This is a genomic window from Bradyrhizobium sp. USDA 4341 (genome assembly GCF_054063755.1).
In genome coordinates this window covers 3,992,847-4,005,117 of sequence record NZ_JBSSGO010000002.1, presented here as the reverse complement: position 1 = coordinate 4,005,117, position 12,271 = coordinate 3,992,847, and the positions used below count along the sequence as shown (strand labels likewise).

The following is a 12,271-nucleotide window of genomic DNA, read 5'->3' as shown; positions in this document are numbered from 1 at the left end:
GCGGCGGATATTGTGAACGGGACTCGTCGTTCCGGCATCGCCCACCAACAACCATTCGTGGTTATGGGTCCCTGCTTGCGCAGGGACGACATCGAGATTGTTGGCGCGGTGATGATTCAGTGCTGCAGGTTCCTGCCGCTCCAGGGGGAGGGCCGCGCCGGCGCGGCCGCGGCGCCGACCAGCGGACGCCGATTCCAGTCCAGCACGGAGTCGCTGTGCAACTGCTCGACGACCCAGAGGAAATAAACCGAGGCGGGAATGCCGATCAGGTCGAACACGAGCATCGATCCGCTGCCGTGAGTCGTCGCGTCAATGAGATGGATCAGCGCGCAGGAGAAGAAGACGCCCGCCAATGCGGCCCCCGACAGCGACCACACACCGGTCGCCAGATAGCGGCGCACCTGATGGTCAGCCAGATACCAGCCGACCAGGCCGTAGGTCACGGTGACGAACACATTGGCGTAGAACGTCGCGGAGGCGACGTCGATCCAGGTGCTCGGCATCGTCGCGCGCGCGGCAAGCTCGGCCGACGTGCAAAGGAACGGGATGTTTGCGCCGGGCTGGGCCATCGCCCAGGCCGCCAGCCAGCCTGCCGTGACGGCGAAGCCGCCGACCAGCAACATCGCGCGATGCGGCGAAAGGGCGATCAATCGCTCGCCCTGGCCACCCAATAACGTCTCGAACCGCAGGAACACAAATGTCAAACCTGCCGGCAGCCCGAGCAGGGTGACGGCGAGCATCGACCAGGACACGCTTTCACCCTGCAGCACCTGGAAGCCGTGCACCAGATGATGCGGGCCGCAGCTCGCCGCCATCATCGAAAATCCGATGCCGAAGCGGGACCAGCCGCGGTAACGATGCAGGCTGACCGTCTCCCAGGCCGACAACAGCCCAAGGCCCGCGTAAGCCAGTCCGATCGCCAGATTGCTGAGACCGATGACGAGATACATCATCGCGAGACCGTCGCCTTGGTACCCATGGGAGCCCCGATGTGATCAAGGAATTCGTCGATGAAATAATGATGGCCGCGCCGCACCGGTCCTTCCACGGGCTGCGCGGCGTGCAGCGCGCGTCCCGAACTCGGATGCCAGAGTGCCCTGGTCAGCATCGGCGCGATCTGTTCGGCGGCAACCGGCCGCGAAAAGAAATAGCCCTGGGCAACGTCGCAACCCATGCGGAGCAACATTGCGGCCTGCTCACTTCGTTCGACACCCTCGGCGATGGTGTGTTTGCCCATCGCGTAGGCCAGGCTCAGGATCGACGATACGATCGCCGTATCGCCGGGCTCGCTGCTGAGACCGTCGATGAAGCTGCGGTCGATCTTCAGGACTTCGGCCGGCATGTCGCGCAGGCGCGACAGCGATGAGTGCTCGGTGCCGAAATCGTCGATCGCGACGAACACGCCGAGCTGCCGGATCTGATCGAGCACCTGAACGACCTCCTCCGGGGCGCTCATCATGACGCTTTCGGTGATTTCGAGACACAGGGCGGTCGGATCGACATTGGTGCTGGCGAGAACCTGGCAAAGCTCCTGGATGAAGGTCGGCTCCGCGATCTCGCGGGGCGACACGTTCACGGTCATGGCCAGCGGGCAGCCCGGCATCAGCCTCGTCCACTCGGCGAGCTGGCGACAGGATTCCTGCAGCACCTGCCGTCCGATCTTGACGATGAGCCCGCATTCCTCGGCGACAGGGATGAAGTCGGCGGGCGAGATGATGCCACGGTCGGGATGCCGCCAGCGCACCAGCGCCTCGACGCCGACGACGCGTCCATCCTTCAGGCGGACCTGCGGCTGATACTCCACGAACAGCTGCGATTCCCGCAGCGCCGCCCGCAAATCGGATTCGATTTGAACACGCTTCTCGGCGCGGGCATGCAGCTCGTCGTTGAACTCTGCCAATCGGGCACGACCACGGACCTTTGCCGCATAGAGGGCGGTGTCCGCCTCGCGCAGCAATTGTTCGGCGCCCTTGGTGCCGGGCTTGCAGTGTGCGAGCCCCACGCTTGCCGATACCACGACTTCCTTGCCGGAGAGCAGGATCGGCTCCGCCAGCGCTGCAAGGATCCGCCTGCCGAGTTCCGCTCCGGAGGAGTCCGAGGCGCGCGGATGAAGAACGACCATCTCGTCGCCGCCGAATCGGCTCGCCGTATCTTCCGGCCCGAGACAGCCAAGGATGCGCCGGGCCATTTCGGACAGCACCTCGTCGCCGCTGCTATGGCCGAGTGAATCGTTGACGAGCTTGAAGTTGTCGAGATCGACGAACAGAACCGCGATCCGTGCGCCGTCATCGGCCTCGCGCGCCAGTTCAAGATCCAGCCGCTCGAGCAGCAGGCTGCGCGTCGGAAGTCCGGTCAGCTGGTCATGAGCGGCCGTGTGCATCAGGCGTGCAATGACGCCGCGCAGGCGCTCGACCTCCGGGTTTGTTCCAACCGATGGAACGGCGGGATCACGCTCAACGCCCGAATGCTGTTCCCTGATCGCGGCCCCGAGCCGTATTGAAATATTCGGCCGCAGTCCAACCATCTGCCGATCCCCACTATCACTATAATATCCGGTGACGGTAGGCAGTTTGGAGTTTGCAAAAGGTTGCGTGAAGGCTGCCCGCGACTTTTGCGCGATAACGATTTGCAAGATGGTTACAAATCTACGACAGGCGCGCGGCCCATTTGTTGCGACTTTCGTCGAGGCCAAATTGCCGCCGTGCCGACGCATGGCCATTCGGAACGGGCGCCGGGGCGCGGCACGCCTCCCCGGTGAGAGCCCCTGTGCTGCCGGGCGCCATCGAAGGCGGCTTGGACGGTGGACTCGTGCGGTTGGGCAAATCGGTGATCGGCATCTCGACGATCACGGCGCCCCGGGCAATAAAGGGCGCGGAGCACAGGTTGCACAGGGCTCCTGGCGCGATCAAGGAAGGTCGAAGGAGGCATCGCAGTGCTCGATCATATCCTGAAGTTCATGACGCTCGGGACCATCATCGTCGGCATCACCGCGATCTACACGGCGCTGCACACCAACAACCGGCGTCTGGGAGCCGACATCTTCCTGAGATATTCCGAGCGCATATCCGATCTGCGGCGTCGCCTGCCAACGGCGGCGTTCCATGACGAGGGCGTCGGCGGCGCCATTGAGATGACGCCGGACGAGCGTCGAATTGTGCATGAAGTCATCTTCTCGATCTTTGAGCTCTACGAGCTCAAGGTGCATGGCTTCGTTCCGCCGGGAATCTGGAAGATCAGGGAGCCCGACATCGAACGGGTGCTCTCGCTGCCGGTGTTCCAGCAGGAGTTGGCGGTCGTGCACGGCAGGTTCGCGAAGCATCCGCGCTTTGCAGCATGGCTCGATCGGATCGGGCAAGGCAAGGCATAGCCGGGCGGCGCCCGATCGAGGACCGCATGCTCCGTTGCTGGTGTTGCAGGTGCCGGCGATCAGGTTCGCCCCGCCGGCATAGCGAGCGTGTTCACCGACGAATATGATGAGCCATTGTTACTTTCGTCATCTCGACGTTCATATGAAAATGCCGCAGCGTGCCACAACATGCGCGCCTCGTGCGGCGCGCGTGTTCCGTTCCGATCGATCGCATTCACGTCGCACGTGGTTGGAATGCCGCATGATTAGGCAAGCGTCTTCAGGCGCGGTCGACGCGAATCCCGTGCGCGGGATTCGCGATGTGTCATGTACCGTGCTTAAGTTGTCACGTTCTCGCGACATTCATTTCGTCTCAGCGCGAAGATCGAAAAAATTTTCTGAAGACTCGGCGATGATGCGTTGCCCGATCGCATCGCACGAACGCAATTTTCTATTTTTGCACGGCGCGCGTTGTCGCGCCTCTGGTTCTCGCACAGATTGTTCTCTAGATCACTCAGGCCGAGTCGGTGACGGAGCTTCCGGGCCGGAATCCGGCAACGACCCGACAATGATGAATGCCATGTGTGAGCACGACTGCCGCAGGACCCGTCGGCCCTATCAGGAGCGGCCGGTGTAAGCGGGTGATGTCCGCATCCAAAAATGCTGCTTCCTTGTCCGCCAGAAATTCGCCTGCCCGCCAGAGGCCGGCGACGCAACCTTGGGAATGCGCCCCCGTTGAGACGACGTTCGTCGTTTGCGACAACGGGGCACGGAATGACATGCCAGAAGACGATAATGCGCCGGCGAGCGCCGCCAAGTTCCTCGAACAAGTTCCCCTGCCACGCGAGCCCCGGAACATCAGGGACATAATCCCGTCGGTACCACGGTTCTTCACGACACGGCTCTATCCGCCGTCGGAGCAGTTCGAGGTCTGGAAGACGCGCATGGCCTCGCTGGTCGATGTGGCGCCGTCGGAAGGCCATAGCCCTGCGCAGGGATTCGAGGTGGAGTATCTGACCTGCAACATGGCCGACGTCATCTTCACGTCAGGACGCGTTGCCGCTCAAACATTCGCGCGTGCCGTCGAGCCGTCACAAGGCGCGCCGGTCGATATCTGGTGGCTGTTCCGGGTGCGCTCCGGCGAGGCCCGCTTCGAAACCGCAGAGCGGCGCGTTCACGCCGGGCCAGGCGCGATGTTCCTGATCTCGCTCGACGACGATTTCCGCGGCAGCATCACCGACTATGATGGCCTGGTGCTGGCTTTGCCGCGCCGGTCATTCGCGGATGTGGCCGATCAGCTTAACGACGCCTGCAACATTCTCCTCTCGGGCAATCTGATCGAACTGCTGTCCGACTATCTCGACAGACTCGAAACGCGCCTGGTCCTGATGTCGCCGGAGGAACTGCGGCAGGCAGGGCGAGCGACCGCGCAGATGATCGCCGCATGCATTCAGCTCTCCTCGGACCGGCTGGAGCAGGCGCGCGGCGCAATCGAATCGGTGCTGTTCGAGCGTGCACGTCTCTATATAGAGACGCATCTCGGCGACTTCGATCTGACGCCGGATCGCATTGCGCAGCAATTGCGGATCTCGCGCTCTGCCCTCTACCGTGCATTCGAGAGCGTCGGCGGCGTCGCCGGATATATCCTGCGCAAGCGGCTGCGCGCAGCACATGCCGAACTGGTCGCATCCACCGACAGGCAGGTGCAGGAGATCGCCTATCGTCACGGCTTCAAGCTGGCGTCGGATTTCACGCGCGCGTTTCGCCGCGAATTCGGCGTCAGTCCGCGCGAGATGCGTGAACGCATGCGCCGCAGGTCAACTGCCGGTTGAGGATTTGCGGATTACCCCACGGTGCATCGAGCAAATCATTCAACTTGTGAGACGATCTGCGCGCTATTTGGACGGGCTGCTGAGTGACGTTGTCAAATATGTGTCTATCATTTTTGATATGACGACTCGGGGCACATTGATGGGGCAGTCGAGCGAGCGCTGGGTGGCAAGATGCGCTCGTTGAGTTCGACACATCGTTGGCCAGGACCGGAAGGCCGGCGCAGGTTGCGCGGTCCTCATATCTCCACATGTGGTCCCAAGGGACACGCGTGTCGGCACAGTCCGTGGCATGGCTCCCCCGACGTCTGGACCAGATGTCACAAAGGGGGCGCACCATGGTTGTCGCACGCAACTCATCCGAATCGCTGAAGCGTCAGGGCCGCACCGGCTTCGTCCGGAGCTGGGTCGCATCGGGCGATGCGGGCAGCTATTCGCTGCGGCGTCGGCTGATCGCGGTGCTGCGGCAGGCGCACCGGACACTGGGCGTGAAGCGCGATCGGCTGGGGCTAGGTGCGCTCGGCGCCGGCGGAGCGGTCGGCGCGCTGCTCGTCGTCATGGGGCTCATGATCCCGCAGGCGGCGTTCGCGCAGGTTGCCATCGGCAATGGTGTTTTGAGCAACCCCGCTAACTGCACCAATCCCACCGCTGCAACGGCAGGCAGCACGGCTCTTGGTTGCGGCGCCCACGCTGCCGGCACTACGGCAACCGCCATTGGCGCTAACACGAATGCGAATGGCCAGAACTCCCTGGCGATCGGCGATTCGAACAGCGCGACCGGCGATGGTTCGATCATCGTGGGCTATTCCAACTCTGTGAACGGCCTCAATGCGATCGGTATGGGTGTGTTTGCGAATGCGACCGGCACCAACGCTCTCGCGATAGGTGGGAACGCGCATTCCACCGGGGACGGATCCTCTTCCTTCGGCGTCAACACCACTGCAAATGGCGTGGGTGCGTTGGCGCTGGGCTCGACGGCGAGCGCAACCGGTGGCGCGTCGATAGCCATTGGATTGTCCTCCGCAGCCTCATCTCCAAACGGGTCGGGCACGGCCATCGGGGTCAGCTCCAAGGCAAACGCCGGAGTTGGCGGCGGGTCTCCGATCGCCATCGGCACGAATGCCAATGCCAGCGGGACCGCGCCTGCCGGCTTCACGTTCGAGGCTGTTGCGCTTGGCACCGGTTCCACCGCAACGGGGGCGTGGTCGACCAGTGTCGGCCCAAGCGCTTCAGCGACGGGGACTGGCTCCAGCGCTTTCGGCACGTCGGCCACGGCGTCGGCAAACCAGGCGACCGCAGTTGGTAACGGGGCGACCGCTTCCGCGGTAGGGACCGCAGCCGTGGGATACCTCGCCAATGCCAGCGGCTCCAACGCCGCCGCCTTTGGCATCCAGTCGGCCGCGTCGGGCATCAGTTCGTTGGCCGCCGGCAACCTCGCCAAGGCGACCGCCGATTTCAGCGTTGCCTTGGGCAATCAGGCCCAGGCGCTGAGCACCGGGGGCTCGGTCGCAATTGGATCGGGCGCAATCGTCAACAGTGCAGCGACGGGCGGCATCGCACTCGGCAACAATGCGGCATCCGCCGGCATCAGTTCGATCGCGACCGGCGTTGGGGCCAGTGCCGCCGGAACAAGTTCGCTGGCGATCGGCACTGCCTCAAATGCGAGTGGCGCTGCCAGCACCGCGGTTGGCAACACAGCCATTGCCAGCGGCCAAAACTCCTCCTCATTCGGGTCTGGAGCGAGCGCGGCAGGAGACAATTCTCTCGCGGCCGGCGTCAGCGCCAGCGCCAGCGGAATCACCAGTACCGCACTCGGCATCGACGCCAAGGCGTCGGCTACAAGCGCCATCGCTATCGGCAACAATGCCGCGGCCAGTTCCGCCAACGCGGTGGCCTTGGGCACCAACGCGGTGGCGACCGGCGGCCAGGCGGTCTCGATCGGCGCGAACAACACCGCCTTTGGCAACGGCGCGGTGGCGATCGGCGATCCCAGCTATGCGAGCGGCACCGGCGCCTTCACCGGCGGCGCGAACAACATCGCCAACAGCGACGGTACGGCCAGCGCCACCGCCGCCAACCAGGCCAACGGCGCAGTCGCGATCGGCAACAACAACAAGGCGATCGGGCAGGGCTCCGTGGCGCTCGGCAACGGCTCCACCGCGGGCGCCGCCGGTCTTGTCGGCAACATCGCACTGGGCAACGGCGCAACCGCGGCGGCAAAATCCGGCGATGTCGCACTCGGCTCCGGCAGCGTCACGGCTGCCGCGGTCGGCACGCCAAGTGCGGTGATCAACGGCACCACCTACACCTTCCAGGGCACGACTCCGGCCTCGACGGTCAGCGTCGGCGCACCCGGTGCCGAGCGCACCCATCACGAATGTCGCCGCGGGGCGGATCAGCGGATCCTCGACCGACGCGATCAACGGTTCGCAGCTCTTTGCCACCAACCAGGCTGTCGACACCATTGGCACCACCGTCAACAACATCAACAATGGCGGCGGCATCAAGTATTTCCATGCCAATTCGACGCTGGCCGATTCGTCTGCCGCGGGTACGAATTCGGTTGCGATCGGCCCGGTGTCGACCGCCACCGGCGCCGGCTCGGTGTCGATCGGCAATGGCGCGACCGCCGCGAATGCCAACGATATCGCGCTCGGCTCGGGCAGCCAGACCACCACGGCGGTCGGTACCCCGAATACGGTGATCAACGGCACGACCTACAGTTTCGCCGGCACGACGCCGCTCTCGACCGTCAGTGTCGGTGCGGTCGGCGCCGAGCGCACCATCACCAATGTCGCCGCCGGGCGGCTCAACAACGGGTCGACGGATGCGGTCAACGGGTCGCAGCTGTTTGCGACCAACCAGGCGGTCGACGGCCTCGCCACCACCGTCAACAACATCAACAGCGGCGGCGGCATCAAGTACTTCCATGCCAATTCGACATTGGCCGATTCGTCTCCGGTTGGGATAAATTCGGTCGCGATCGGGCCGGTGTCGACCGCGACCGGCAGCGGCTCGGTGTCGATCGGCAACGGCGCGAACGCCGCGAATGCCAACGACGTCGCGCTCGGCTCGGGCAGCCAGACCACCACGGCGGTCAACACGCCGAACACGGTGATCAACGGCACCACCTACAGCTTCGCCGGCACGACGGCGACCTCGACCGTCAGCGTCGGTGCGGTCGGTGCCGAGCGCACCATCACCAATGTCGCGGCCGGGCGGCTCAACAACGGGTCGACGGATGCGGTCAACGGGTCGCAGCTGTTTGCGACCAACCAGGCTGTCGACGGCCTCGCCACCACCGTCAACAACATCAACACTGGCGGCGGCATCAAGTATTTCCACGCCAATTCGACGCTGGCGGATTCCTCCGCCGTGGGCACCAACTCCGTTGCGATCGGGCCGGTGTCGACCGCGACCGGCAGCGGCTCGGTGTCGATCGGCAACGGCGCGACGGCGGCCAACGCCAACGACATCGCGCTCGGCTCCGGCAGCCAGACCACCACGGCGGTCGGCACGTCAGGCATCACCATCGGCACCACCGCCTACAGCTTCGCCGGCACGAATCCGCTCTCGACGGTCAGCGTCGGCACGGTCGGCAGCGAACGCACCATCACCAATGTCGCGGCGGGACGGATCAGCAACGGCTCGACCGATGCGATCAACGGTTCGCAGCTGTTTGCCGCCACTTCGGCGATCGACAGCCTGTCGACCGTCGTCAGCAACGGCCTGACACATTATTATAGCGTCAACGACGGTGGCACCCAGCTGGCGAACTACACCAACAACGGTGCGACCGGTGCGAATTCGATGGCCGCCGGCATCGCCGCGTCGGCAACCGCCGCCAATTCCACCGCGCTCGGCTTCAACACCCAGGCGACGGTTGCCGATGGCGTTGCGATCGGCTCGGGTTCGGTATCCAGCCGCGCGCTCGCGCCGGCTTTCGGCACGATCGGCGGCACCATCATTCCCTACAACACCACTGATCTCGCGCTGCTCGGCGCGGTGTCGGTCGGCAATGCGACGAGCTATCGCCAGATCACCAACGTCGCCGACGGCACCCAGTCGAGCGACGCCGTCACCGTGCGGCAGCTGACCGGCGCGCTGCAATCGTTCGCGACCACGACGACGAAATACTTCCACGCCAATTCGACGCTCGCCGACTCGCTCGCGGTCGGTAACAATTCCGTCGCGGTGGGGCCGCAGACCGTGGTCAATGGCGACAACGGCATCGGCATGGGGTTTGGCGCAACCGTGCAGCAGACCGCGCCCGGCGGCATCGCGATCGGCCAGAATTCGGTATCCAACTTCGCCGACTCGATCGCGTTCGGAACCAATGCGCAGGCCAGCGGCATCCAGTCGGTGTCGATCGGCGCCGGAGCCCAGACCACCAACCCGACCAGCGTTGCGCTCGGCCCGAATGCCAAGGCGACGGCGCAGGCCGGCGACGTCGCGCTCGGTGCCAATTCGACCACCTCGACGGTGGTCAAGACCACCAGCACCACGATCGGTGGCACCACCTACGCCTTCGCCGGCACGGCGCCGACCTCGACCGTCAGCGTCGGCAGCGCCGGGGCGGAACGCACCGTCACCAACGTCGCCGCGGGACAGATCAGCGCGACCTCGACGGACGCGATCAACGGCTCGCAGCTCTGGGCCACCAACACCTCGCTCGACGCTCTCTATACGACGGTCAACAACATCTCGACCGGCAGCGGCGGCATCAAGTATTTCCACGCCAACTCCACCGCGGCGGATTCGTCCGCCACCGGCGCGGAGAGTGTCGCGATCGGACCGCAATCGGTCGCAAGCGGCGCGAACGCAGTGTCGATGGGCAACGGCTCGGCCGCATCGGGCGCCAACTCGGTCGCGATCGGCGCCGGCGCCAAGGCGACTTCGGCCAATTCGCTGGCGCTCGGCGCGAACTCGACCACCACGGCCAATCTGAGCGATGCGGCCTATACGCCCGTCGTCGGCAAGAGCGTCGCGGGGGTTGCGACCGGCGAAGTGTCGGTCGGCTCGTCCGGGGCCGAACGCCGCGTCACCAATGTTGCCGCCGGCTCGGCTGCGACTGATGCGGTCAATGTCAGCCAGCTCCAGGCGGTTTCCAGCGGCTCGATCCGCTACGACACCGATGCCTCAGGGAACGCCACCAACAAGGTGACGCTGAATAGCGGTAGCAGCGGGCCGGTCACCATCAGCAACGTGGCGGCGGGTGTCGCCGGCACCGACGCGGTCAACGTCAACCAGCTCAACAGTGCGTTCCAGCAGCTGAACGGCCAGATCGGCGAGGTGCGGCAGGACGCCTGGCGTGCGGCCGCGATCGGCATGGCCGCCGCATCGTTGCGCTATGACGACCGGCCCGGCAAGATCAGCGCATCGGCCGGCGGCGGCGTCTGGCGCAGCCAGGGCGCGCTCGCCTTCGGCATCGGCTACACCAGCGAAAACGGCCGGTTGCGCACCAACGCGGCGGCGACCACCGCCGGCAGCGAGTGGGGCGTCAGCGCCGGCGTGAGCCTGACGCTCAATTGACCCTGACGTCGACGAGGCGGCTGGCGTGTCTGGCTTTGGCGATCTGGCTCGGCGCGGCGGCCGGCGCAAGCGCGCAGGGCGCGCCGCCACCCACCTATGCCGTAAAGCCGTCGGACGTCGTGGTGCCGGAAGGCGAGACGCTCGGCGAGTTCAGGCGAATGATCCAGCCGTTCAAGAACTGGACCTTGATCTGCGACGAGAGCCTGAAATCGAAGCGCCGCGTCTGCAACGTCACGCAATCGATCGTCAACGCACAGGGCGCGGTCGCCTTCAACTGGTCGCTGATTGCGACCGCCGACGGCAAGCCGCTGATGGCGATGCGGATTCCCGCAGCCGCCGGCGTCGGCGCGCAGATCGAGCTCGCGATGGGCGATAGTCCGGACCGCATCGTCGCGCAGACCGATCGCTGCGACGCCAGTTTCTGCTTTGCCACGATCGCGATCGGCAATGTGCTGAGGCGGCACATCCGCGCGGCAACGCCGTGCCTGGTGTCCTATCCGCTGCCGCAAGGCGGCCCGGTCGTGCTGGAGGCGCCGCTGGACGGACTGTCCGGTGTGCTGGCGAAACTGAAATGACCCAACAGCGTTTTCGAGCGAAGTGGATGCCGGTTCGCGCGAGGAAAACGCGTCAAAACCAAAATCCAGAGCCCCGTTCCGATTCAATCGGAACGGAAGAGGCTCCCGGAGAGGCATGCGGACCCGGCATTCGGAGATCCGCATCGAGCTGCAGGACGAGAAGATGAAAACGCCGATGCGACTGAAGACCCCCATCCTGATTTCCGCGGCGGTCGTCGTGGCGGCGCTCAGTGCGGCCGGCGTCGTGGGATATGCCCAGCAGCCTATTCAGGCGCAGCCGATGCCGCTGCAGCAAGGGACATCAGCGCCGGCCAAGAAGCCTGCGGCCGCTGCGAAGCCGCAGCCGCACAAACAGCGTCCGCTGGAGGCGCAGACGCCATCGGCGGCCGCGGCATCCGTTCCGCCGCAGCAGGCGGGGCAGCAGCCGACGGTGTTCGACGAGCATGCGCGGCAGGGTAACGTCGTGACCTGCGCCAATCTGTTCGGGACGCTCGGCCGCGGTCTCGCGACCAACTCCAACTACACCGCGCAGTCGCAGTGGGACGCCAAGGCCGGAAATTCGCATTCGGTGCAGTCGCTGGTCGCGCTCGCGCCAAATCAGGCGCCCCAGGGCAGCGCTGCCCAGCGCGCCGCCGGCATCGTGTTCGCCGCGCCGGTCGGGTCGTCCTGCGAAGGCAATCTGGTGCGGGTGACGCCGAGCGCGGAAAGCTGCCCGACAGTTGCTGCGGAGCTCGCCAAGCTCAACGGGCAGAACGGCACGCTCGGTGATCTCGCGACGATCGCGCTGCCGAACGGCGCGCAGGTGGTGCTGATTCCGTTCGGCAACGCCTGCGTCGCGGTGACCGCGCTCCGGGTCGCCGGATAACGCGGCCGCTCGGCGCGCAGCGCCGGGCGCCTGCCTCCTCGCATCCACCTCTCCACTTCAAAGCGCTTGTCTCTTCTGCAAGGCACTTGGCAATCGCGGCGCCGATCCCCCGCGAGCCACCGAA

Annotated in this window: 7 protein-coding genes and 1 pseudogene; 6 read left to right on the top strand and 2 right to left on the bottom strand. The window is 65.3% G+C overall.

Features of this window, described 5'->3' with window-relative positions; all coding sequences use genetic code 11:
* Window positions 1-116: 116 nt before the first annotated feature.
* Both ACVIGB_RS24965 and ACVIGB_RS24960 read right to left on the bottom strand, forming a co-directional pair.
* Window positions 117-953 carry a hypothetical protein gene (locus ACVIGB_RS24965; protein ID WP_143046826.1) on the bottom strand — a complete coding sequence of 279 codons (837 nt, stop codon included), beginning with the start codon at window positions 951-953 and terminating at the stop codon, window positions 117-119.
* Window positions 950-2,524 carry a putative bifunctional diguanylate cyclase/phosphodiesterase gene (locus tag ACVIGB_RS24960; protein WP_456720639.1) on the bottom strand — a complete coding sequence of 525 codons (1,575 nt, stop codon included), beginning with the start codon at window positions 2,522-2,524 and terminating at the stop codon, window positions 950-952. The genes ACVIGB_RS24965 and ACVIGB_RS24960 overlap by 4 nt, the downstream gene beginning before the upstream one ends.
* Window positions 2,525-2,932: 408 nt before the next feature.
* Here ACVIGB_RS24960 and ACVIGB_RS24955 point away from each other — a divergent pair, with 408 nt between their 5' ends.
* The 6 genes and pseudogenes from ACVIGB_RS24955 (at window position 2,933) to ACVIGB_RS24930 (ending at window position 12,147) form a co-directional block, all read left to right on the top strand.
* A complete protein-coding gene (locus tag ACVIGB_RS24955; RefSeq protein WP_456720640.1) occupies window positions 2,933-3,367 on the top strand; it encodes a hypothetical protein in 435 nt (144 codons plus the stop codon).
* A 758-nt stretch (window positions 3,368-4,125) separates the two neighbouring features.
* The gene (locus tag ACVIGB_RS24950) at window positions 4,126-5,178 is read left to right on the top strand and encodes a helix-turn-helix domain-containing protein (protein ID WP_456720641.1); all 1,053 of its coding nucleotides are present in this window, start codon (window positions 4,126-4,128) and stop codon (window positions 5,176-5,178) included.
* A 248-nt stretch (window positions 5,179-5,426) separates the two neighbouring features.
* Window positions 5,427-7,298, top strand: a pseudogene (locus ACVIGB_RS24945) (YadA family autotransporter adhesin); the annotation flags it as partial.
* Window positions 7,299-7,530: 232 nt separating this feature from the next.
* Window positions 7,531-10,707 (top strand): YadA-like family protein, encoded by a 3,177-nt coding sequence (locus ACVIGB_RS24940; protein ID WP_456749226.1) that lies wholly within the window; start codon window positions 7,531-7,533, stop codon window positions 10,705-10,707.
* Complete coding sequence (locus tag ACVIGB_RS24935; protein WP_456720643.1) at window positions 10,704-11,282, top strand: invasion associated locus B family protein; 579 nt, start codon at window positions 10,704-10,706, stop codon at window positions 11,280-11,282. The genes ACVIGB_RS24940 and ACVIGB_RS24935 overlap by 4 nt, the downstream gene beginning before the upstream one ends.
* A 115-nt stretch (window positions 11,283-11,397) precedes the next feature.
* Window positions 11,398-12,147, top strand: coding sequence for a hypothetical protein (locus ACVIGB_RS24930; RefSeq protein WP_456720644.1), 750 nt, complete (start codon window positions 11,398-11,400; stop codon window positions 12,145-12,147).
* The last annotated feature ends 124 nt before the right edge of the window (window positions 12,148-12,271 follow it).